This is a genomic window from Galbibacter marinus (genome assembly GCF_000300875.1).
GTDB lineage: Bacteria > Bacteroidota > Bacteroidia > Flavobacteriales > Flavobacteriaceae > Galbibacter > Galbibacter marinus.
Genome location: NZ_AMSG01000001.1, coordinates 160023 through 184144, shown reverse-complemented (window position 1 = coordinate 184144; position 24122 = coordinate 160023). Strand labels below are relative to the sequence as shown.

Here is a 24122-nt window from a genome sequence, read left to right as displayed (position 1 = left end):
TTGACAGCACACAATGCAATTAAGTAACCTTTATTAACAATTTTTATCTTTTGGTCAAAGAAAGGAAGTTTTTATAATTCTTTAAGGCAGAGCTAGGTGCCTTTCTCAAAATTCGATTCCTTGACCCTTTAGGACAACAATGCGAGCCATTGGATTCATCTTTTTTTACTGTAATAATGGTGCTTAAGGTGAATTCAATTACTAAAAAAGATTCAGAGACTGGCCGGGGTTCTTTTTACTTCGCAAATCAATACTTAGTCTGGAGAGAAGGATTGTTTAAAAATGTGTATTTTTGCAAAAATTTATTTCTTTAACCTAAAAATATTAGTATAGCATGCAACTGTACAATAATCTTAGCGCAGAGGAAAGAGCAAAGCTTATTGAGCAAGCTGGAAAGGAACGCCTTACCATCTCTTTCTATACATATGCAAAAATCGGTAATCCAGAAATTTTTAGAAATCATCTCTTTGTCGCTTGGAATGAATTGGACGTCCTAGGCCGTATTTATGTAGCCCACGAAGGGATTAATGCACAATTATCAGTTCCGGCTGATCATTTCCAGAAATTTAAAGATCACTTGGATTCTATTAGTTTTTTGGAAGACGTACGATTGAACATTGCCATAGAACAGGATAATTTTTCTTTTCTCAAACTTAAAGTAAAAGTAAGGGATAAGATTTTAGCAGATGGTTTAAACGACGATACCTTTGATGTTACTAATAAAGGCGTACACGTGGATGCGGAGCGATTCAATACCCTGATCGAAGATCCTAATACGGTACTTGTCGATATGAGAAATCACTATGAAAGTGAAATAGGTCATTTTAAAAATGCTGTCACTCCAGATGTTGACACTTTTAGAGATTCCTTATCTATAATAGAAGAGGACTTAAAGACGCATAAGGAAGATAAAAACTTGGTGATGTATTGTACTGGTGGAATACGATGTGAAAAAGCCAGTGCTTATTATAAACACAAAGGTTTTAAAAATGTCTTTCAACTCGAAGGTGGCATTATCAATTATGTGCGTCAAGTTGAAGAAAAGAACCTAGAAAATAAATTTATTGGAAAGAACTTTGTTTTTGACCAGCGACGCGCTGAGAGGATTTCAGAGGATGTTATCGCGCATTGTCACCAGTGCGGTAAGCCGTGTGATACGCATGTGAATTGTGCTAATGAAGCATGTCATTTACTATTTATACAGTGTCCTGAATGTGCTGAGAAGCTAAGTGGTTGTTGTTCAGAGAAATGTGCAGAAATTGCGGCCTTACCATATGAGGAGCAAAAAGCACTTCGAAGAGGTCAAACTAAAAGTAATATGATTTTCAAAAAAGGACGTTCAGAAGTTTTAAAATTCAAATAGCCCTAAATTAAGAATTCTAGTAAATATAAGGGCTGGAAGAAGTATTCAAACCAAGTATTTACGAAGTTTAAAACCTGTTCGGTTTAACTAATTTGAAAATAGTATCTTTACCAATAGGAAAATGAATTTATGAACCTAAATCCGAAGTTTTCTAAACATGAAAATTTTCGGATCAATATATAAAAATTATGGGATGTAGCAGTTGTTCAACCGGTAAGGGTGGGCAACCACGTGGGTGTAAAAATAACGGTACTTGCGGAACAGATGGTTGTAATAAACTTACCGTTTTTGATTGGCTTTCAAATATGTCATTACCCAATGGTCAAGAAGTATTTGACTGTGTAGAGGTACGATTCAAAAACAGTAGAAAAGAATTCTTTAGAAAACCTAGTACAATAACACTTTCTATTGGGGATATTGTTGCTACAGAGGCGCAATCTGGCCACGATGTGGGGATTGTAACCTTAGTTGGTGAATTGGTTAGAGTACAGATGAAGAAGAAAAAGGTAGATTATAAAGATGAAACCCTACCAAAAATATATAGAAAAGCTTCACAAAAAGATATTGATGTATGGCAGGCCGCTAGAGATAAAGAGGCTGAAGTGCAAAAGCGCTCTCGTGAGTTGGCTATTAGGCTGGAACTAGCGATGAAGATTTCAGATGTTGAATTTCAAGGAGATGGCTCTAAGGCTACCTTCTATTATACGGCTGAGGAACGTGTGGATTTTCGTCAATTGATTAAGGACATGGCTAGAGCTTTTGGGATTCGTATAGAAATGCGTCAGATCGGATACCGTCAAGAAGCCGCTCGTTTAGGTGGAATAGGGTCTTGTGGTCGAGAGTTATGCTGTTCAACGTGGTTGACAGATTTTAGGTCTGTAAATACAGCCTCAGCTCGATACCAACAATTGTCTTTAAATCCACAAAAACTAGCTGGTCAATGTGGGAAGCTTAAATGTTGTTTGAATTATGAATTAGATGCCTACCTAGATGCTTTAAAAGGATTTCCAAGCCAAGAAATTCGGTTGAAAACCAAAAAAGGAGATGCCGTTTGTCAAAAAGTGGATATTTTTAAAGAAATGATGTGGTATGCCTATGAAGGAGAATGGGCAAACTGGTATGTGCTTACCACCGATCAGGTAAAAGAAATTATTGAATTGCATAAGAAAAAACAAACCGTAGCTAGTTTGGAAGATTATGCGGTTGAGTTAAGTGAAGACACTAAAACTTCTTTTGAGAACGTTGTAGGTCAAGACAGCTTAACGCGTTTTGACCGGCCAAAAGGCAAAAAGAGAAGAAACCAAAACAAAAAACGTCAATCAAACAATAAATCCAAAAGACCAAAGAATGCTAAATAGGTTTGCCGCCCTGTGGTTGATAATTATACTTTTGGCATCATGTAACGATGCCAATATGGTTTATGGTGACTATAAGGAGCTTTCTGATGGATGGGAAAAAGGACAGGAGGTTGTTTTTGATTTTCCAGCTCCGGATTCCACTCAGGTTTATGATGTGTTTATCAACCTTCGAAATAATGAGGACTACGGGTTTAGTAACCTGTTTTTGATTGTCAATATGAATTTTCCAAATGGAAAAGTAGTGGCCGATACCTTACAATACCAAATGGCCAAGGCTAGTGGAGAGTGGTTGGGCCAAGGATTTTCATCATTAAAAGAAAATAAACTTTTTTATAAGGAAGACATAGTCTTCCCAGAGCTAGGGAATTACAAAATTGCCATACAGCATGCCATGAGAAAAAATGGAAATGTTGAGGGCGTAACAACCTTAGAGGGTGTAACTGACGTAGGTATACGTATAGAAAAATCAGCAAAATAGAGATGGCTAAAAAAGCATCAAAGAAACAAACTGTTAAAAAGCAAGGGAGTTTTAAAAAGTACATATTGTGGTTTTGGGGAATAATTGGAGCAGGGTTACTTTTTGTAGCTCTAATCTTTTTGTTAGCCTCATGGGGCGTATTTGGTAAACTTCCAACCTTTGAAGTATTAGAAAGTCCTGATACAAATTTGGCTTCCGAAGTGATTTCTTCAGATGGTAAAACTCTAGGGAAATATTACTTAGATGATAACAGAACTCCAGTAGATTTTGAAGAGTTGCCAGATCACTTGGTGAATGCGTTAATTGCTACCGAGGATGAGCGTTATTATAGACATTCTGGAATTGATGCATGGGGTACACTTCGGGCTGTTGTTTTCTTAGGTACCAGAGGAGGAGCTAGTACAATCTCTCAACAACTAGCTAAACAATTGTTTACAGATAAGGTGTCCTCTAATATTGGTGAGCGAATTATCCAGAAAATCAAAGAATGGATTATTGCAATACGGTTAGAAGAACAGTACACCAAAGAAGAAATCATAGCGATGTATTTTAACATCTATGATTTTGGAAATTTTGCGGATGGAATCCGTTCCGCAGCTCGAATATATTTTGGGAAAGAACCTCATGAGTTGGAAGTGGATGAATCGGCTATGCTAGTTGGGATGTTCAAAAATTCATCACTTTACAATCCACGTAGAAATCCTGTAGGGGTAACCAACAGACGTAATGTGGTTTTTGAGCAAATGTATAAGAATGATTTTATAAATGAAGTTCAGTTAGATACCTTAAAAGCTTCTGAGCTCGAGATCGATTATCATCCTGAATCGCATCGTGAAGGGATTGCCACTTATTTTAGAATGTATCTGAGAGATTGGCTTAAAGACTGGACTTCTGATCCTAAAAATTTCCGTCCTGATGGAGAGAAGTATAATATATACTTAGATGGTCTAAGAATTTTCACAACTATAGATTCACGCATGCAACAGTATGCTGAAGAGGCAGTGAATGAACATATGTCTAGGCTTCAAGCTGAGTTTTTTGTACAAAACACAAAGGAGCGAAATAAAACGGCACCATTCCATGATCTAACCCAGGCAGAAACCGATAAGCTCATCGAAAACTCTATGCGTAGATCCGAGCGTTGGAGACATATGCGAGATGATTTAGGTAAATCTTCCGAGGAAATCTTAGCTTCTTTTAAACAAGAAAGGCCTATGAGAATCTTTAGCTGGAAAGGGGAAATTGATACAGTTATGACGCCTTTGGATTCACTGCGTTACTACAAACACTTTTTACAGACTGGAATGATGTCCATGGATCCTCAATCAGGGCATGTTAAGGCCTGGGTTGGAGGTATTAATTATAAACATTTTCAGTACGATCACGTTAAACAAGGTCGTCGACAAGTTGGATCTACCTTTAAGCCTTTTGTTTATGCTACTGCGATTGATCAGTTGCATTTATCGCCCTGTGATGTGTTGCCTGATATTTATACGTGTATTGAAGCGCATAAGTATGGGAATATGGAACCTTGGTGTCCTAAAAACTCCAATGGTAAATACTCTGGGGAGATGATTACCTTAAAAGAAGCGCTTGCTAAATCGGTTAATACCATTACTGCAAGACTTATGGATAAAGTAGGCCCTCAGCCTGTGGTGAATTTAATTCAGCGCATGGGCGTTGAATCTCCTGTTCTGCCAGTGCCGTCAATTGGTTTAGGAACTCCTGATCTTTCGGTATATGAAATGGTTGGGGCATTTGGTACTTTTGCCAATAAAGGGGTTTATGTAAAACCTGTGATGATTACTCGTATCGAAGATAAAAATGGTACTGTATTATACGAATCAGTCCCTGAGACTAGAGACGTTCTAAGTCAAGAAGTCGCTTACACTACTGTGAAATTAATGGAAGGAGTTACCCAAAGTGGTTCAGGTGCAAGGCTACGAGGAAATTATGCTAAAAATCAGCAAATTTACAAGGAAATTATAACAGGCTATCCTTATGAATTTACCAATCCCATTGCAGGAAAAACAGGTACTACTCAAAATCAAAGTGATGGCTGGTTTATGGGAATGGTTCCTAATCTGGTGACTGGAGTTTGGGTAGGAGGAGAAGATCGTTCCATTCACTTTGCTGGAATCCGTTATGGCCAAGGAGCAAGTATGGCGCTACCTATTTGGGGGGTATATATGAAGAAATTATATGCCGATGAGGATTTGGATGTTTCAAAAGAAGCCTTCGAAGAACCAGAGGAAATGACTATACGGGTGGATTGTGATTTACCTCCTGAAGCATCTCAAGACTCCATACAGGTGGATTATAATGAAAACTTAGATATCGATTTTTAAGACCTTTACCTTTAATCAGATTTGTAAAGGTTGTCATATCAAAATAACTAAAGTGTCATGAAAGCTTTATTGATCGTAGATGTTCAAAATGATTTTTGTACTGGAGGAGCCCTTGCTACCAAAGGGGGAGAAGAGGTTGCTCCCGTAATTAATGCCATTGCAGATAAGTTTGATCTAGTTGTGGCATCAAAGGATTGGCATCCCGAAAAGACGATTCATTTTGAAAAATGGCCAAGTCATTGCGTAGCAGGTTCTCACGGAGCTGAGTTTCATGCAGATCTGAATACTGAAGTAATTGACCAGGTGGTAGAAAAAGGCACCGCGAATCTAGACGACGGTTACTCCGCATTCGAGGCTACGAATCTTGACCTTTCCCAATACCTTAAATCCAAAGAAATTGATACGGTTTATGTTTGTGGAATTGCCACTGATTATTGCGTATTATCTTCCGCATTAGATTCCCAAAAACAAGGATTTAATACCTTTGTTATTAAGGATGCTGTCAGAGCTGTAAATCTTAAAGAGGGTGATGGTGATCGTGCTTTGAAACAGATGGAAAAGGCAGGTTGTGAATTGGTACTTTCAAGTCAAATTTAAACCTAAACTTACTTGTTTGGAATAATAGATGTCTTTATTCCAATAAAATATTCTTCAATTTTTATCCCCGAGGTTTTAAATCTGTTGAATTATTCGTAATTTTCCTTTAAATTATTGAAAAATGATTAACAAGCGCGTAAATTCAATACAAGAAGCCCTTGAAGGTGTTCAGGACGGCATGACTATGATGTTTGGAGGCTTCGGACTTTGTGGAATTCCAGAAAATTGTATCAACGAATTGGTGACAATGGGAGTAAAAGACCTTTGTTGTATTTCCAATAATGCTGGGGTGGATGATTTTGGTTTAGGGTTGCTACTGCAAAAGCGACAAATCCGTAAAATGATCGCTTCTTATGTAGGTGAAAATGCTGAATTTGAACGGCAGATGCTCACTGGAGAAATGGAAGTAGAATTGGTCCCACAAGGAACCTTAGCTGAGCGATGTCGTTCAGCCCAAGTAGGAATTCCAGCTTTTTTTACGCCCGCTGGTTATGGAACGGAGATCGCCCAAGGAAAGGAAGTTAGAAATTTCAACGGTAAAAACTACATATTGGAAGAGGCCTTTAAAGCGGACTTTGCTTTTATTAAGGCCTGGAAAGGTGATCATGCTGGAAACCTTATTTTTAAGGGTACAGCTCGAAATTTCAATCCTGCGATGTGTGGGGCAGCTACCATTACTGTTGTTGAGGTAGAGGAGCTCGTTCCTGCTGGAAGCCTGGATCCCAATCAAATTCATATTCCTGGAATATTTGTACAAAGAATCTTTCAAGGAAAGACTTATGAAAAACGCATCGAACAACGAACCGTTAGAAAACGTCCATAATAATCAACAACCTAATAAATAAGTAACATGGCACTGAGTAAAGAGCAAATCGCACAACGTATCGCCAAAGAAGTTAAGGATGGTTATTACGTGAACCTTGGGATCGGAATACCAACACTAGTTGCTAACTATGTTCGTGATGATATAGCCGTTGAATTTCAAAGTGAAAACGGTGTGTTGGGTATGGGGCCATTTCCCTGGGAGGGAGAGGAAGATCCTGATTTGATCAATGCAGGGAAACAGACTATTACCACACTTGCTGGTGCTTCCTTTTTCGACTCTTCCCTAAGTTTTGGAATGATTCGGGGTCAGCATGTTGACTTGACTATTTTAGGGGCTATGGAAGTGGCGCAGAATGGCGATATCGCCAATTGGAAAATTCCAGAAAAGATGGTAAAAGGTATGGGGGGTGCTATGGATTTAGTGTCCTCTGCGGAAAACATAATAGTAGCAATGATGCACACTAACAGGGCAGGAGAGTCCAAACTTCTGGAATCCTGTAGCCTACCCTTAACAGGTGTGGGCTGTGTCAAAAAGATTGTTACTAATCTAGCTGTTATTGAAATTACAGACAAGGGGTTCTTAGTTTTAGAACGTGCACCTGGTATTAGTGTAAAGGAAATTGAAGCTGCTACCGCGGGTACTTTGATAATCCCGAATGAAGTTCCAGAAATGACCTTCAGTTAAGATTACTCCCAGTTATATTTAATATTTATTCAAATTCACGTTTTTTAATTGGGGTAGACCCCCATTATTTTCACAATTTGATCAATTCACAACATCTTTCAAACGGTTCACAACAAAAATGTGCTGATTAAATAAATGTGATCTATATTTAGGTTCCCAAGTGGATTACTAATTAAACTATTGTGAAATGGAAGATTATACCTTAACCTACGATTCCAACCAAGAAAGCCAATCTACCTCATACAGTGTTAAAGGGACATTGACTTTAATTAAAAATCTATTTCTTGTTGCTAAAAAAGTATTTATGTTCTAAAATTACCCTAATAGTAGAACAACTTGCCCCTAAAATATTTTTTTGTGATAAGATAAGGTATTAAGAAGACTCAATTCGTTGAGTCTTTTTTATACATATATTTCTAAAAATTTATAATTTTTCTAATCGCTATGCTCTTTCTGAACTTGGTATGTTATTAATTTCTTTTCTTAATTTAAATCAGAATAAAATTCTTCTATTTTAGGCTAGGTTTAATTAAAGGGGAGTATCCCTTTATTAATGTGGCTTTTCTGCTTGTTTTTAAGTATAATCAAACTTTGGTATAAAGTCAATAATTAAACAATGTGTCAGTAAATTATTAAATACATAAATTTTTAGTTTTAAAAATAACGCCGAGGTAAATATTTAATAAAATTTCTGTATTATTGTTAGATAAACTTATAATTTATGGATGCTGCTACCAAGAAAGCCTACTGGCGGGAAAACATTAAATACCTAATATTTCTTCTTATAATATGGTTTATTGTTTCATTCGGTTGTGGTATTCTACTGGTCGATTTCTTAAATCAATTTCAAATTGGTGGGTTCAAGCTGGGCTTCTGGTTTGCTCAGCAAGGAGCAATTTACTGTTTTTTGGTTTTAGTACTTGCCTATATTATTCTAATGAATCGATTGGATAAGAAATACAATGTAAACGAATAACTTACTATATGTCTTTACAACTTTTAACCTATATTGTGGTTGGGCTTAGTTTTGCCCTATACATTGGTATTGCAATATGGAGTCGTGCAGGCTCAACTAAAGATTTTTACGTTGCAGGTGGAGGAGTTTCACCACTTGCTAATGGTATGGCCACAGCAGCAGACTGGATGTCTGCGGCTTCTTTTATCTCCATGGCCGGTATTATATCTTTTTCTGGTTACGACGGTTCGGTTTATTTAATGGGGTGGACAGGTGGATATGTGTTGCTTGCCTTGTTATTGGCGCCATATCTTAGGAAGTTTGGAAAGTTTACTGTTCCAGATTTCATAGGTGATCGTTATTACTCTAGAACTGCTAGGCTCGTCGCTATTATATGTGCATTATTTGTATCCTTTACTTATATCGCAGGTCAAATGCGAGGAGTGGGAGTAGTCTTTTCTCGTTTTCTTGAGGTAGAAGTTAATACTGGTGTTTATGTAGGAATGGCAATAGTGCTTTTCTACTCCGTATTGGGTGGGATGAAAGGAATTACATATACACAGGTTGCTCAATATTGTATTATGATATTTGCTTTTATGGTTCCAGCTATATTTATCTCTATTCAAATGACTGGAAATCCTTTACCACAACTTGGTTTTGGAGATCGTGTAGCAGATGGAACTTATCTATTGGATAAATTAGATGGTTTGCATAGAGAATTGGGATTTGCCGAGTATACCTCAGGCAGTAAGTCCACTTTGGATGTGTTTATGATTACTGCAGCTCTTATGCTTGGAACAGCTGGGCTTCCGCATGTTATTGTGAGGTTTTTTACTGTACCTAGGGTTAAAGATGCTCGTAAATCGGCTTTGTATTCACTTATTTTTATTGCAATTCTATATACAACAGCACCTGCAATTGCTGTTTTTGCTAGAACAAATCTGATTGAAACTGTTAGTAATCAGCAGTATGATAAAATGCCAGCATGGTTTTCTAAATGGGAGACAACTGGGCTTTTGGATTTTGATGATAAAAATAATGACGGCACCATTCAGTATGTTGCTGATCCTAATAAAAACGAATTGACAATTGATCGTGATATAATGGTATTGGCAAATCCAGAAATCGCAAATCTTCCAAATTGGGTGATCGCTCTAGTGGCTGCCGGTGGGATGGCTGCAGCACTTTCAACTGCTGCAGGTTTACTACTAGTTATTTCAGCTTCTGTTTCTCACGATCTTTTGAAAAAGTTGGTGATGCCTAATATTACCGAGAAACAAGAATTATGGGCGGCTAGAGGAGCTTCAGTAGTTGCTGTACTTGTAGCTGGTTATTTCGGAATTCATCCGCCAGGTTTTGTGGCCTCTGTGGTCGCCTTGGCCTTTGGTCTTGCGGCCTCCTCGTTCTTTCCCGCCATTGTTATGGGAATTTTTTCCAAACGAATGAATAAAGAAGGAGCCATTGCTGGGATGGTCTTTGGACTGGGAATAACACTTTACTATATCGCTCGATTTAAATTAAATTGGATCGGTAATATTGAGAATTCAGGTCCTGATAATTGGTGGTTCGGGATCTCCCCAGAAGGTTTTGGAACACTTGGGATGCTTTTCAATTTTATAGTAGCCATAGTGGTGTCCCGATTCACTAAAAAACCACCAGTAGAAATTGTAGAGATTGTGGATAATATACGTATTCCTAGAGGGGCTGGTCAGGCGCAGTCCCATTAGTAGAATATTAAAAGGCATAAAAAAACATCCAGCACAATTTAACTGAGCTGGATGTTTTTTTTGGCTACTTCTATGAAGTATTATATTGGTTTATTTCTTCAAACTGGCAGAGAGGTATTCTCTGTTCATTCGAGCAATATTTTCCAATGAAATTCCTTTTGGACATTCGATTTCACATGCACCAGTATTGGAGCAGTTACCAAACCCTTCTTCGTCCATTTGTTTAACCATGTTCATTACCCTCTCTGTTGCTTCAACTTGACCTTGAGGAAGTAAAGCGAACTGAGATACCTTTGCTGAGGTAAATAACATAGCACTTGCATTTTTACAAGCCGCAACGCAAGCCCCACAACCGATACAAGTAGCGGCGTTGAAAGAGTTGTCTGCATCGTGTTTATTAACTGGAATAGAGTTAGCGTCTATGGTATTTCCAGAAGTGTTGACTGATATAAAGCCTCCTGCCTGTTGGATACGATCAAAAGAAGATCTATCTACGACCAAATCTTTGATCACTGGAAATGCATTTGCTCTAAAAGGTTCGATGGTAATGGTGTCTCCATCGTTGAACATACGCATATGTAGCTGACAGGTAGTTATACCGCGGTCAGGACCATGGGGTTCTCCATTAATTTGTAAAGAACAGGTTCCGCAAATCCCCTCTCTACAATCGTGATCGAATTCAATTGCCTCTTCTCCTTTTGCTACCAATTCTTCATTAAGGACATCTAGCATTTCAAGAAAGGACATGTCTTTCTCTATACCAGAAATGGGGTAGTCGACCATTTTTCCTTTTGAGTTGGCATCACTTTGACGCCATATTTTTAATTTTAAATTCATAGTCTCAAGAATTTAGTTTGACCTAAGAAAGAGTGTTCATTAAATAGAAAACAACTCTATCTTATATCTATTTGTACGAGCGTGTTTTTAGCTCGATATTTTTATATTCTAATTCTTCTTTGTGCAGCTCAGATTTACTAGGATCCCCAGTATATTCCCAAGCAGCTACATATTTGAAGTTTTCATCATCCCTTTGGGCTTCCCCTTCTTCGGTTTGATATTCTTCTCTAAAGTGACCTCCACAAGACTCATTTCTGTGCAAGGCATCTTTGGCGAATAATTCACCTAGTTCCAAAAAGTCAGCAACACGTAATGCTTTTTCAAGCTCACTGTTTTTGCTTTGTGCGGAACCAGGAATTAGAACATTTTTATGGAAATCTTCGCGTAGTTCACGTATTTCAACTGCAGCATCGGCTAAGTCTTTTGCATTTCTAGCCATCCCACATTTATTCCACATGATCTTACCTAATTTTTTGTGGTAATGGTCCACTGAATATTTCCCCTTGTTGTTGACAAGCTTGTCAATTTGATCGACAACCGCTTTTTCTGCAGCTTCAAATTCAGGAGTATCGGTGGATATTTTACCGGTTCTAATGTCTTGGGATAGGTAATCTCCAATAGTGTAAGGAAGTACAAAGTAGCCATCTGCTAATCCTTGCATAAGCGCTGAAGCTCCAAGGCGGTTAGCACCGTGATCCGAGAAATTCGCCTCACCAGCGGCATAACATCCAGGAATGGTTGTCATTAAATTGTAATCTACCCAAACACCACCCATGGTATAATGCACCGCTGGGTAAATCTTCATTGGAGTTTTATATGGATTTTCATCTACGATTTTCTCGTACATCTGGAAAAGGTTACCGTATTTATTAGCGATTACTTCTTCTCCTAATTTTCTGATTTCATCTGCACTTGGGTTGTTATTACCATGAATTGCAGCTTGCTCTTTACCATAACGTTCAATAGCAGATGCGAAGTCTAAAAATACAGCTTCACCTGTTTTATTTACACCGAACCCTGCGTCACATCGTTCTTTAGCGGCTCTTGAAGCAACGTCTCTAGGGACTAAGTTACCAAATGAAGGGTATCTTCGTTCCAAGTAATAATCTCTTTCCTGCTCTGATAGTTCAGTTGGTTTTAACCTTCCTTCGCGGATTGCAATAGCATCTTCTTTTTTCTTAGGAACCCAAATTCTCCCGTCATTTCTAAGTGATTCAGACATCAGAGTTAATTTAGACTGATGATCTCCTGAGACAGGAATACAGGTTGGGTGAATTTGCGTAAAGCATGGGTTTGCAAAGTAAGCGCCCTTTTTATGGATTTTCCACGAAGCAGTTACATTACTTCCCATGGCGTTTGTGGATAAGAAAAACACATTTCCATAACCACCTGATGCGATAACAACAGCGTGTGCAGCATGCCTTTCAATTTTTCCACTAATAAGGTCTCTTGCGATAATTCCTCTTGCTTTACCGTCAACAATCACTAAATCCAACATTTCATGTCGGGTGTATGATTGTATTTTTCCTCTGTTGATTTGACGATTCATCGCCGCATAAGCCCCAAGTAATAATTGTTGTCCAGTTTGGCCTTTTGCATAAAAGGTACGTGAAACCAAAACCCCTCCAAAGGATCGGTTGTCTAGTAAACCGCCGTATTCCCTTGCGAAAGGGACTCCTTGAGCAACACATTGATCAATAATGTTCGCTGATACTTCAGCTAAACGATATACATTGGATTCCCTTGATCGGTAGTCACCTCCTTTTACAGTGTCATAGAATAATCTGTAGATAGAGTCACCGTCTCCTTGATAATTTTTTGCTGCATTAATTCCTCCTTGTGCTGCAATGGAGTGTGCACGTCTTGGAGAATCTTGATAACAAAAAGTCTTTACGTTATAACCTAGTTCTGCAAGGGTAGCTGCGGCAGCTCCTCCCGCAAGACCTGTCCCCACTACTATAACATCAATATTACGTTTATTAGCTGGGTTGACAAGGTTGATGTTGTTTTTATAGTTTTCCCACTGTTTGGCGATATCGCCTTGGGGAGTTTTTGAATCTAATACTGCCATAATCTTACGTCTTTATTGATTGAAAAAGTGAAAAAGTGCGATAAATATGAACCCTAAGGGAATCAAGATCGCAAAGGCCTTACCGAAAGCTTTAAGCCCTGGAGTAAACTTGTTGTTAAACCCGATAGACTGAAACGCAGACTGGAACCCGTGTAAAAGGTGCATTGAGAGTAAGATAAAAGACACGACATAGGCGATTACTCGGATTGGATTGTGGAATTTCTCAACCGTTTCGTGGTAATAGCGAGTAGGGTCTTCTGGATTTACTGCAATGTACTTGTAATTCATTTCAGGGAACCAAAAGTCAATAAAGTGAAGTACTAGAAAGGCTAGAATGACAAGCCCACTATAAATCATGTTTCTTGAAAACCAACTTGAGTTGGCGCTTCCTTTGAAGTTTACATATTTTATACTTCGTGCGCTTTTATTTTTTACTTCTAGGTAAAACCCCATAACAAAGTGAAAAACAACTGCAAATATCAATATCGGCTGCATCAAGAACTGCACTAAGAAATTGCCTCCCATGAAATGGGATAATTCATTAAATGTGGTTTCGCTGATTACAGATGTGAAGTTGATTATAAAATGCTGTAAAAGGAAAATTAACAAAAAGATAGCCGAAAGTGCCATGGCAACTTTTCTAGCTATTGTTGAATTTAACATTCCGCTCATTAGTAAAAGTTTATAAGATATGCACAAAAATACTGCACCAAGGGATGATTAACAAGCTTTCATTTCGGTTTTAATCCCAATTTAGAATGAGTTTAAAGTAAAGTGATTAGGTTTTGGTTTGTTGTACTCCAAGGTTTTAGTAAAGTGAAAATGTTACTATATATCTGCTAAAAACATCTAAACTTTAATCGAAGTTTAACAGCTGTCCTTAGGATTCTTATTAATTTTGTGGAAATTCAAAAAAGACAACATGAAATACGATTTGATCGACAGCAATTTATTCATTAAAAATCGCCAAAAATTTATGGCGAGAATGAAGCCAAAAAGTATTGCAGTTTTTAATTCTAATGATGTCTATCCTATTGGAGCGGATAGTACAATGCCTTTTCAGCAAGCAAGAGATTTATTTTATTTAAGTGGAGTAGATCAAGAGGAAAGTATTTTGGTATTGTTTCCTGATGCCTATGAGAAAAAGCACCGTGAGGTTCTTTTTGTCAGGGAGACCAATCCTCATATCGCAGTTTGGGAAGGAGAAAAGCTAAGTAAAGAGAGAGCATTAGAGGTAAGTGGAATAGGAACCACCTATTGGTTACAGGATTTTGACCGTATTTTTTATGAATTGATGACCGAGGTGGATACCGTTTATTTTAATACCAACGAACACTACAGACAATCTGTGGAGACACAAACCAGAGAGGATCGTTTTATATTGAGCTGTAAAGCAAAGTTCCCTGCTCATAAATGGGAAAAAAGTAACCCTATACTACAGGATTTAAGGGGGACTAAAGAACAGCAGGAAATTGATTTGATACAACAAGCCTGTAAAATCACCGAGAAAGGATTTAAACGTATACTCGGTTTTGTTAAGCCAGGTGTTTGGGAATATGAGATCGAGGCTGAGTTTATGCACGAATTCTTGCGTAATCGCTCAAGAGGATTTGCTTATACACCAATAGTTGCCTCTGGAAATAATGCCAATGTATTGCACTATGTGGTGAATAACCAACAGTGTAAAGAAGGGGATTTGTTACTTTTAGATGTTGGGGCAGAGTATGCAAATTACGCCAGTGATATGACGCGAACTATCCCTGTTAGCGGCCGCTTTACCGCCCGTCAAAAAGAGGTGTATTCCGCCGTTTTAAATGTCAAAAAACTAGCCACTAAAATGCTAGTTCCAGGGACTATGTGGAAAGAGTACCATGAAGAGGTTGGAAGGCTTATGACAAGTGAACTTATAGGTCTTGGACTTTTAGATAAAGCAGATGTTCAGAACGAGGATCCTTCTTGGCCAGCTTATAAAAAGTATTTTATGCATGGGACCAGTCACCACATGGGATTGGATACGCATGATTACGGTCCATTAAAAAAACCAATGCAGGCTAATATGGTCTTTACCGTGGAGCCAGGAATTTATATTCCAGAAGAAGGATTTGGTATTAGATTAGAAGATGATATGGTGATTCAAGAAAATGGAGAACCATTTAATCTTATGGCGGGAATTCCACTGGAAATCGAGGAGATTGAAGATTGGATGAACCGATAAATTGACTTTCAATCAAGTAGCAGGGGTTTTTTTAAATCACTGCTACTTGATTTATCACAATGCAGTAACGCAAACAATGACCATTACATATAAAGGAACATCGGTGTATTTTACGGACCAAGGTCAAGGTTCTACAGTGGTGTTACTGCATGGGTTTTTAGAGAATTCCACAATTTGGGATGCTGTGATAGAGTCTTTAGTTGGTCGCTACAGGGTAGTAAGTATTGATCTTTTAGGACATGGCAATACGGGATGCATTGGTTATGTTCACACCATGGAGCAAATGGCTGAAGCTGTTAAAGCAGTATTACAATGGTTGAAATTGCGCCGAGTCTCCATTATAGGACATTCCATGGGTGGGTATGTAGCACTAGCTTTTGCGGAAGCTTATCCAGACCAAGTCAAAGCACTTGTGCTTGCAAATTCTACAGCAAGAGCAGATTCTCCAGAACGGAAAGCCAATCGCGACCGCGCCATAGAAATGGTAAAAAAAGATCACAAAACCTTTGTTCGAATGGGTATTTCAAATCTCTTTCGTCCAAAGAACAGAAAATTGTTCTCTCAGGAGATTAAAATCTTGAAAAAAGAGGCGTTAAAAACTCCTTTACAAGGTATTGTTGCCGCCTTAGAGGGTATGAAAACAAGGGAAGATAGAGAAATATTACTGCACTTTACACCCTTTGCTAAAATGATGATCCTAGGCAAAAAAGACCCTGTTCTTAAATATGTTGAAGTTATCGATCAACTTCAGAATACATCAGTGAAATTGATAGAATTTGCTGATGGACATATGAGTTTCATAGAGAACAAAGTGGAGTTTATCGAAGAAATCAATATTTTTTTAAAAAATACTTGATTGGTTTACAGATTATTATATATTTGTTTTACCCAAAATTCTTATTAATATGAAATCCTCAAAATCTACATTCAAAAGAGCCCTGTGCGCTGTATTCGGTCATCGCTATGTGGTATCGAAAAAAATCACTTCTCATGTTGCAGAATACACTTGTAAACATTGTAAGTGCGAATTGACCACAACAGAATCAGGTACATTGGATGTGTTGACTCCGGAATTAAAGGAAATCAATGAATCTTTAGCTAAGTTTTATCGTAAAAGGCACCAAGTTCAGTCTGTCGCCTAGATTTCCTCAATCACGAAATTTTTTCCCCCGGCCATTGAAGTTAGTCATTAGGTCTTAGGATTCTTATGCCTGTTTGTCGAATGAATTCCATCCTCTTGCTTGTAATGGTATTTTGGTATTTGCTCTGGTAACAAGGTGCATGCCTTCTGACTCCTGAGTCATGTGACCAATGATGGTAAGGTTAGGATTTGCTTTGATTTTTGGATAATCCTCTTGGGAAATCGTAAAAAGCAATTCATAATCCTCTCCGCCACTTAGTGCTACTGTTGTGCTACTAATGTTGAATTCTTCACAGGTGGAAATGGTCTGTGGATCCAAAGGAATTTTGTCTTCGTATAAATTACAGCCTACCTTAGATTGTTTGCAGATATGGATGATCTCAGAGGATAATCCGTCGCTGACATCAATCATGGAAGTAGGTTTTACGTTAAGTTCCTTTAAAAGCTCAGGTATATCCTTTCTCGCTTCAGGTTTCAATTGACGTTCAATAATATAACTGTATTGGTCCAAATCTGGTTGATTCTGAGGATTCACTTGGAAGACTTGCTTTTCGCGTTCAAGAACCTGAAGGCCAAGATAGGCTCCGCCAACATCGCCAGTAACTACTAATAAGTCATTAGATTGGGCGCCACTTCTATACACCACATCATTTGGGTTAATTTCCCCTATCGCAGTCACAGAAATTAGTAATCCTTTATCCGATGAGGTAGTGTCTCCTCCAATTAAATCGACCTTATATAAATCACAGGCGAGTTTTATCCCCTGGTATAGCTCCTCCACAGCCTCCAACGGAAAGCGATTTGAGAGCGCTATGGAAACGGTCACTTGTGTAGCCTTGGCATTCATAGCGTACACATCTGAGAGATTAACAATGATAGATTTGTATCCTAAATGCTTTAAAGGCATGTACCCTAAATCAAAATGAACACCTTCTACCAAAAGATCCGTAGTTACAACAGCTTGTTTGCTTTTAAAGTCGAGTACAGCGGCATCGTCTCCAATAGCTTTTACGGTGCTTTTTTGTTTAATGTCAAAAGTGTTGGTTAGGTGGTCAATTAAACCAAATTCTCCCATTTCTGATATGGAGGTGCGTTGTGGATTTTTATCTTCTATCATAGGTGCAAATATAAAGAGAGTTTACATGTTTTATAAGCTTTTAATCCCAAAAGTTCAGCCCACCTATTAAAGGGTATCTATCCCTGAAATCCTTGATAATTAGTTATTTTATAATTTTTGTAAGGAATAATGAAATGGCATAACAAAAGGTTATAGGAGGATTTGATATATTAATGCATATACGCATGGTAAATCATAATGAATACCTTACTTTTGTAAACCATTTGGAAATAACTAAAATATAATGATAAAAGTTTCTGAATCAGCGAAAAAGAAAATTGCCGAATTAATGGCGGACGATGGATTTAACGTCACGCAAGATTTTGTGCGTGTTGGAGTTAAGAGTGGCGGTTGTAGTGGATTATCTTATGATCTTAGATTTGACAAAAACAAAGAACAGGAAGATAAGGTTTTTGAAGACAATGCTGTTAAAATCATTGTCGACAAAAAAAGCTTTCTGTATCTCATTGGTACCGTTTTAGAGTATTCTGGCGGACTAAATGGGAAGGGGTTTGTCTTTAACAACCCGAATGCACAAAGAACCTGCGGGTGCGGTGAAAGTTTTTCGTTATAGAAAACGAATTTTATAGTTAATTTTTAGGTAGAGGACAATAGTGTTTCTACGTAACAACTTTAATAGTAAGATGGCATATACAGAGGAAGAATTAAAAAAGGAACTCGAAACCAAAGAATACGAGTACGGGTTTTATACAGATATAGAATCGGATACCCTGCCCATTGGTTTAAATGAGGATATAGTTCGTGCGATTTCAAAAAAGAAGAACGAACCACAATGGATGACGGATTGGCGATTAGAAGCTTTCAGTCATTGGAAGCAGATGGAGGAGCCAGAATGGGCTAATGTGACATATAAGAAACCAGATTTTCAGGCTATATCATATTATTCAGCTCCTGTATCAAAGCCAAAGTACGATAGTTTAGATGAGGTGGATCCAGAGTTGTTGGATACCTTTAAAAGACTTGGTATTTCATTAGATGAACAAAAAAAACTTGCTGGGGTTGCAGTAGACGTTGTGATGGATTCAGTTTCCGTAGCAACTTCTTTTAAAAAGACTCTAGGAGAAAAAGGAATTATTTTCTGCTCAATTTCCGAGGCAATTCAAAATCATCCTGAATTGGTGAAGAAATATTTGGGTACAGTAGTTCCTCAGAAGGATAACTTCTACGCTGCTTTAAACTCCGCAGTATTCTCCGATGGTTCTTTCTGCTACATACCTAAGGGAGTACGTTGTCCAATGGAGCTTTCAACTTACTTTAGGATTAACCAAGCAGGTACTGGACAATTTGAACGCACCTTGGTTATTGCTGACGAATCGAGTTATGTAAGTTACTTAGAGGGTTGTACAGCACCCACGCGAGATGAGAACCAGCTGCACGCAGCAGTTGTTGAGCTCATTGCCATGGATGATGCTGAAATTAAATATTCTACTGTTCAAAACTGGTTCCCTGGAGATAAGGAAGGAAAAGGTGGGGTATTTAACTTTGTTACCAAAAGAGGACTATGTGAAAATCGAGCAAAGATTAGTTGGACGCAAGTTGAAACAGGTTCAGCAGTTACTTGGAAATACCCATCCTGTGTGCTTAAAGGTGATAATTCGGTAGGAGAGTTTTATTCTATCGCAGTTACCAATAACTATCAGCAGGCAGATACTGGAACCAAAATGATTCACTTAGGGAAGAATACTAAGAGTACTATTATCTCTAAGGGGATCTCTGCAGGAAGGTCTCAGAACAGTTATAGAGGACTTGTTCAAGTCCACGGTAGGGCTGAAAACGCTAGGAATTTCTCCCAATGTGATTCTTTGTTGATGGGTAACCAATGTGGAGCTCATACCTTCCCGTACATTGAAACAAAAAATAAAACCGCTCAAATAGAACATGAGGCAACAACCAGTAAAATTGGTGAAGACCAAATATTTTACTGTAACCAACGTGGTATTGATACAGAGAAGGCTATTGCTTTGATCGTGAACGGTTTTAGTAAAGAAGTATTGAATAAGCTTCCTATGGAATTTGCCGTAGAGGCTCAAAAGTTACTAGAAATCTCATTAGAGGGATCTGTAGGATAAATAAAAATTGGTAATTCGGTTCCCAAAGACAAAAAGTAGTAGGGGAGCTTAATGAGATAACAGCATATAACAAGAAAGAAATGTTAAGAATTGAAAATTTACACGCTAGCGTAGAGGATAAAGAGATTTTGAAAGGAATTAACTTGGATGTTAAACCAGGTGAAATCCACGCTATCATGGGACCTAATGGTTCTGGTAAAAGTACATTGTCATCGGTAATTGCAGGGAATGAAGATTTTGAAGTCACTAAAGGCAATATCGAATTTCTAGGAGAAGATATAGGAGAGCTTGCACCTGAAGACCGTGCACACAAAGGATTATTCCTTTCCTTCCAATACCCTGTTGAAATTCCAGGAGTATCTGTGACCAACTTTATAAAAACAGCAATCAACGAAACCAGACGTGCCAAAGGCTTAGAAGATATGCCGGCTAATGAGATGTTGAAAATGATTCGTGAGAAGTCTGAGCTTTTGGAAATTGATCGTAAATTTTTGTCTCGTTCCTTGAATGAAGGATTCTCAGGAGGAGAGAAGAAACGAAATGAAATTTTCCAAATGGCAATGTTAGAGCCAAAACTGGCAATTTTGGATGAGACCGATTCAGGATTGGATATTGATGCGTTACGTATTGTTGCAAACGGTGTTAATAAACTTAAAAGCAAAGATAATGCTGTAGTGGTTATTACACACTATCAACGACTTTTAGAATATATCGTTCCTGATTTTGTACACGTATTGCTCAATGGTAGAATTGTGAAGTCTGGGGGTAAAGAACTCGCTTTCGAATTAGAGGAAAAAGGATACGATTGGATTAAACAAGAAGTTGAGGTTTAGTTTAAGCTTACTCTATTTCTATAGGTTAGTTTTAAATTGAGTCAACCACCAAGAAGTAGCCTAATCCTTCTTTATTTGAGATATTAGTTGGGCTGTTGTTAAATAGCGCTTTTGGTAAAAAGCAAACAGATTAGAATTAAGATCATGGAATTAAAAGATAAATTAATATCATCATTTATGGCTTTTGAGAATCGTGTAGATGTCAATCACGCTGTACATGATATTCGAACCCAAGCCATAAAAGTCTTTGAGGAAAAAGGATTTCCTACCAAAAAAGATGAGGCATGGAAATACACCTCTCTAAATGCATTATTAAAAAACGATTATAGCGTTTTTCCTGAACAGGAATCCTCTATTGAGTTTAACGATATAAAGAAATATTTTATTCATGATATCGATAGTTACAGAATTGTTTTTATCGATGGTGTTTTCAGTTCGCATTTATCTGAAACTACTCATGAGGGTATCGATGTATGCACTATGGGTGCTGCTTTAACTAAGCCTAAGTACCAATTGGTGATTGAAAATTATTTCAATAAGATTGTCGATAAAGAAGATAGTCTGACTGCATTAAATACCGCATTCTCTAGAGAAGGTGCTTTTATTAATGTTCCTAAGGGAAAGGTTGTTCAAAAACCTATTCAAGTACTGTATTTCTCAACAGGTAAAGAATCTGCTCAAATGGTACAACCTCGTAATTTAGTAGTTGTTGGAGAGAACGCTTATGTTCAAATTATCGAGCGTCACCAAAGCCTTAATCTGAACCCAGTACTTACCAATGCAGTTACTGAAATTCATACAAGTAAAAGAGGAATTGTAGATTACTACAAGATTCAAAACGATCAAGAGAGCGCTTCTTTAATAGACAATACCTATATTTCTCAACAGCAAAATAGTCATGCTTCTGTTCACACATTCTCCTTTGGAGGAAAGCTGACTAGAAACAATTTACAATTCTTGCACAAAGGGGAATATATCAATTCAACTTTGAAAGGAGTTACTATCATAGAAGATAAGCAGCATGTTGATCACAGTACCCTGGTTCAGCACGCTACGCCAAACTGCGAAAGTCATCAAGACTACAAAGGAATTTACGGTGATCGAAGTACTGGAGTTTTCAACGGTAGAATTATCGTAGATAAAGAAGCACAAAAGACCAATGGTTTCCAACAAAACAACAATATTTTAGTTAGTGATAAGGCTACCATTAATGCCAAACCTCAGTTGGAAATCTTTGCGGACGATGTGAAGTGTTCTCACGGTTGTACAATTGGTCAATTGGATGAAGAGGCAATGTACTATCTTAGAACAAGAGGTATTCCTAAAAAGGAAGCACGCGCCTTGTTAATGTATGCCTTTGCAAATAACGTCCTTGAGAGTGTTAAAATACCTGAGGTGAAAGCGAGAGTCAACAAATTAATCGCTATGAAACTTGGGGTGAAGATAGGTTTTGACCTTTAATACTGTGCCTTTTTAAACCATTTTTTAAATCTTTTTGGAATTGGCGCTATTAGCGATTGTTTTTCCATTGTAAAAGGGTGTATAAATTCTAGACTGTAGCTATGTAGGTACAAGCCTTGGGCCTGACTACTTATATGGTCTATGCCATAGTCACGATCCCCTAAAATGGGGTGATTAATACCAGCTAGGTGTTTTCTGAGTTGGTGGCGCCTTCCAGTTTTGGGATTTAATTTCACCAAATTAAGGCAGTTATATTTCTTAGAATCAATTCGCTCTATAACTTGGAAGAGGCTTAAGGCCTCTTTACCATCGATTGGGGTAGAAATATGGCCTGAACCTGGCATTTCTCCTGCTGTAATGGCATAATATGACTTGGACATGAGTTTGTGTTCAAACATTTTATTGAGCTCACGAATACTTGATCGGGTCTTACCGCATAGAAGAATTCCAGAGGTGCCAAAGTCTAAACGGTGTACAGGTTGGGCAATACAGGCCTCTGGAAGATCACTTTTTGTTAATCGATGTGCAAGGGAGTTGGCAATGGTTTTAAACTTGTTTCCGCTTACTAGGACACCAGAAGGTTTTACGATCGCTGCTAAAAATTGATCCTCGTAAATTATATCAAAAGAGATTTTAGGATCTTTAATGTTTTGAGGAGCTAAGGGAGTGGTTAACACAATGGTTTCCCCTCCATAGATATATGTAGCTGAACTAACAGGAATATTATCGATTGTAATATGTTGCTTTTTTAGGGCTTTTTTCAGCGCGGATTTCGTCGCTGCATGTTTAAATATACCCACCCCATAATCCTGTAAGCGAATTGGGCATTCTAAGTTGGGAACTTTATGGGTTTCTTGCTTCTCGATGTTCAGTTATTTAAAATCTTTACAAAAGTAATATAGTCTTTTAAAAACAAACTAACGATCTTTGTTTTATGATGGATCCATTTGATGACACTTATTTTATGAAAAGAGCCCTTCAGGAAGCGGAGATAGCTTACCAAAAGGGAGAAATACCAGTGGGTGCAGTGGTTGTTATAGATCAGAAAATCATTGCTAGGGCACATAATTTAACCGAGACCTTGGTTGATGTGACAGCCCATGCAGAGATGCAGGCAATTACAGCTGCAGCTAATTATCTTGGAGGCAAATATCTTAGGGGTTGTACGTTATATGTCACCCTTGAACCATGTCAAATGTGCGCAGGGGCGCTTTATTGGAGTCAGCTTTCAAAAATAGTGTACGCAGCTTCGGACCCTCATCGTGGATACGAGGTTATGGGTACAAAACTACATCCTAAAACAGCTGTGGTTAGAGGTGTACTTCAAGACCAGGCCGAAGATCTTCTTAATAAATTCTTTATTGAGAAACGTAACCTTAATTAACCATAAGAAATAAAAAAAGTCGCCCGAGTTGGACGACTTTTGTACTTACAAAAATAAAATATATTTTTATCCGATTACTTGCACTTGCGAAGCAACCACGCCTTTTCTGCCTTCTTCTTCTAAATATTCTACTTTGTCTCCTTCGTTAAGTTCAACACCATTCAACGCTGTTACGTGAACAAAAATGTCTTTTCCGGTGTCATCGTTGGTTATGAATCCGTAACCTTTGGACTCATTGAAAAATTTTACTGTACCAGTCATTATAATTATTATAAAAATTAATATTCAAATGTATCAAAATAATTGAAAGTAGCTTTCAAAAAATAAATAAATATTTTAAAATTTATTGATTATCAGGGTATTTCTTGTCTTTGTTGCTCATTTTATCAATATTTTCTTTGGTAAACATATAATCTGACATCTTTTTTCCCTTGGAACGATGGTATATAAATAGAGGAAAAAGGATAAAAACGGTAAAAAGTACTGTAACTCCTAGTATTTGATCTCCTGAGAGATCATTTATTTGGCTTTTTACGTAAATTCCTGATCCAAAACCAAATAGTATACAGATAAATAATATTTGAATAAGATATTTCATTAATGTGAATGTGTTTTAATTGTTTTTTAAGGTTTTTTT

The 24122-nt window shown here is 37.7% G+C and carries 23 protein-coding genes; 16 read left to right on the top strand and 7 right to left on the bottom strand.

The window, feature by feature from the left end; all coding sequences use genetic code 11:
• Positions 1–334: 334 nt before the first annotated feature.
• From trhO to I215_RS00815, 9 genes are all read left to right on the top strand, one after another.
• Complete coding sequence (trhO, locus tag I215_RS00855) at positions 335–1363, top strand: oxygen-dependent tRNA uridine(34) hydroxylase TrhO (RefSeq protein ID WP_008990049.1); 1029 nt, start codon at positions 335–337, stop codon at positions 1361–1363.
• A 188-nt stretch (positions 1364–1551) separates the two neighbouring features.
• Positions 1552–2721: a PSP1 domain-containing protein gene (locus tag I215_RS00850; RefSeq protein WP_008990048.1), complete on the top strand. Its 1170-nt coding sequence runs from the start codon at positions 1552–1554 to the stop codon at positions 2719–2721.
• Positions 2711–3199, top strand: coding sequence for a gliding motility lipoprotein GldH (locus tag I215_RS00845; RefSeq protein WP_040459650.1), 489 nt, complete (start codon positions 2711–2713; stop codon positions 3197–3199). The genes I215_RS00850 and I215_RS00845 overlap by 11 nt, the downstream gene beginning before the upstream one ends.
• 2 nt (positions 3200–3201) lie before the next feature.
• Positions 3202–5547, top strand: a complete 2346-nt coding sequence (locus I215_RS00840) for a penicillin-binding protein 1A (RefSeq protein WP_008990046.1) — start codon at positions 3202–3204, stop codon at positions 5545–5547.
• A gap of 57 nt (positions 5548–5604) precedes the next feature.
• A complete protein-coding gene (locus tag I215_RS00835; RefSeq protein ID WP_008990045.1) occupies positions 5605–6144 on the top strand; it encodes a nicotinamidase in 540 nt (179 codons plus the stop codon).
• Positions 6145–6265: 121 nt separating this feature from the next.
• Entirely contained in the window at positions 6266–6967 is a 702-nt protein-coding gene (locus I215_RS00830; RefSeq protein WP_008990044.1) for a CoA transferase subunit A, read from the top strand.
• A gap of 27 nt (positions 6968–6994) precedes the next feature.
• A complete protein-coding gene (locus tag I215_RS00825) occupies positions 6995–7654 on the top strand; it encodes a 3-oxoacid CoA-transferase subunit B (protein WP_008990043.1) in 660 nt (219 codons plus the stop codon).
• 721 nt (positions 7655–8375) lie between these two features.
• Positions 8376–8630 (top strand): DUF4212 domain-containing protein, encoded by a 255-nt coding sequence (locus I215_RS00820; RefSeq protein ID WP_008990042.1) that lies wholly within the window; start codon positions 8376–8378, stop codon positions 8628–8630.
• Between the two features lie 8 nt (positions 8631–8638).
• Positions 8639–10336: a sodium:solute symporter family protein gene (locus I215_RS00815; protein WP_008990041.1), complete on the top strand. Its 1698-nt coding sequence runs from the start codon at positions 8639–8641 to the stop codon at positions 10334–10336.
• A 90-nt stretch (positions 10337–10426) separates the two neighbouring features.
• On the opposite strand, the gene I215_RS00810 is transcribed toward I215_RS00815, so the two are convergent.
• The 3 genes from I215_RS00810 to I215_RS00800 form a co-directional block, all read right to left on the bottom strand.
• Entirely contained in the window at positions 10427–11173 is a 747-nt protein-coding gene (locus I215_RS00810) for a succinate dehydrogenase/fumarate reductase iron-sulfur subunit (RefSeq protein WP_008990040.1), read from the bottom strand.
• A gap of 67 nt (positions 11174–11240) precedes the next feature.
• A complete protein-coding gene (locus I215_RS00805; RefSeq protein ID WP_008990039.1) occupies positions 11241–13244 on the bottom strand; it encodes a fumarate reductase/succinate dehydrogenase flavoprotein subunit in 2004 nt (667 codons plus the stop codon).
• Between the two features lie 12 nt (positions 13245–13256).
• Positions 13257–13916 (bottom strand): succinate dehydrogenase cytochrome b subunit, encoded by a 660-nt coding sequence (locus tag I215_RS00800; protein ID WP_040459648.1) that lies wholly within the window; start codon positions 13914–13916, stop codon positions 13257–13259.
• 250 nt (positions 13917–14166) lie between these two features.
• Between I215_RS00800 and I215_RS00795 the strand changes: the two genes are divergently transcribed.
• Together I215_RS00795 and I215_RS00790 are read left to right on the top strand one after the other, a co-directional pair.
• Entirely contained in the window at positions 14167–15459 is a 1293-nt protein-coding gene (locus I215_RS00795; RefSeq protein ID WP_008990037.1) for an aminopeptidase P N-terminal domain-containing protein, read from the top strand.
• A 76-nt stretch (positions 15460–15535) separates the two neighbouring features.
• A complete protein-coding gene (locus tag I215_RS00790) occupies positions 15536–16315 on the top strand; it encodes an alpha/beta fold hydrolase (RefSeq protein WP_008990036.1) in 780 nt (259 codons plus the stop codon).
• A gap of 349 nt (positions 16316–16664) precedes the next feature.
• On the opposite strand, the gene thiL is transcribed toward I215_RS00790, so the two are convergent.
• Complete coding sequence (thiL, locus tag I215_RS00785; protein ID WP_008990034.1) at positions 16665–17717, bottom strand: thiamine-phosphate kinase; 1053 nt, start codon at positions 17715–17717, stop codon at positions 16665–16667.
• A 244-nt stretch (positions 17718–17961) separates the two neighbouring features.
• Between thiL and I215_RS00780 the strand changes: the two genes are divergently transcribed.
• The 4 genes from I215_RS00780 to sufD all read left to right on the top strand — a co-directional run bounded on the left by I215_RS00780 (position 17962) and on the right by sufD (position 22101).
• Positions 17962–18291: a HesB/IscA family protein gene (locus tag I215_RS00780; RefSeq protein WP_008990033.1), complete on the top strand. Its 330-nt coding sequence runs from the start codon at positions 17962–17964 to the stop codon at positions 18289–18291.
• Positions 18292–18361: 70 nt separating this feature from the next.
• The gene (gene sufB / locus I215_RS00775) at positions 18362–19807 is read left to right on the top strand and encodes a Fe-S cluster assembly protein SufB (RefSeq protein ID WP_008990032.1); all 1446 of its coding nucleotides are present in this window, start codon (positions 18362–18364) and stop codon (positions 19805–19807) included.
• 80 nt (positions 19808–19887) lie between these two features.
• Complete coding sequence (gene sufC / locus I215_RS00770; protein WP_008990031.1) at positions 19888–20640, top strand: Fe-S cluster assembly ATPase SufC; 753 nt, start codon at positions 19888–19890, stop codon at positions 20638–20640.
• Positions 20641–20784: 144 nt separating this feature from the next.
• Positions 20785–22101, top strand: a complete 1317-nt coding sequence (gene sufD / locus I215_RS00765) for a Fe-S cluster assembly protein SufD (protein WP_008990030.1) — start codon at positions 20785–20787, stop codon at positions 22099–22101.
• Here the strand turns inward: sufD and I215_RS00760 are convergent.
• Entirely contained in the window at positions 22098–22901 is an 804-nt protein-coding gene (locus I215_RS00760) for an RluA family pseudouridine synthase (protein ID WP_008990029.1), read from the bottom strand. The two genes, sufD and I215_RS00760, sit on opposite strands and share 4 nt — an antisense overlap.
• 134 nt (positions 22902–23035) lie before the next feature.
• On the opposite strand from I215_RS00760, the gene I215_RS00755 reads away from it, so the two are divergent.
• On the top strand, positions 23036–23485 hold the full coding sequence (locus I215_RS00755; RefSeq protein ID WP_008990028.1) for a nucleoside deaminase: 450 nt from the start codon (positions 23036–23038) through the stop codon (positions 23483–23485).
• Between the two features lie 66 nt (positions 23486–23551).
• On the opposite strand, the gene I215_RS00750 is transcribed toward I215_RS00755, so the two are convergent.
• A complete protein-coding gene (locus tag I215_RS00750; protein ID WP_008990027.1) occupies positions 23552–23746 on the bottom strand; it encodes a cold-shock protein in 195 nt (64 codons plus the stop codon).
• Positions 23747–23828: 82 nt separating this feature from the next.
• A complete protein-coding gene (locus I215_RS00745) occupies positions 23829–24083 on the bottom strand; it encodes a hypothetical protein (RefSeq protein ID WP_008990026.1) in 255 nt (84 codons plus the stop codon).
• Positions 24084–24122 lie beyond the last annotated feature (39 nt).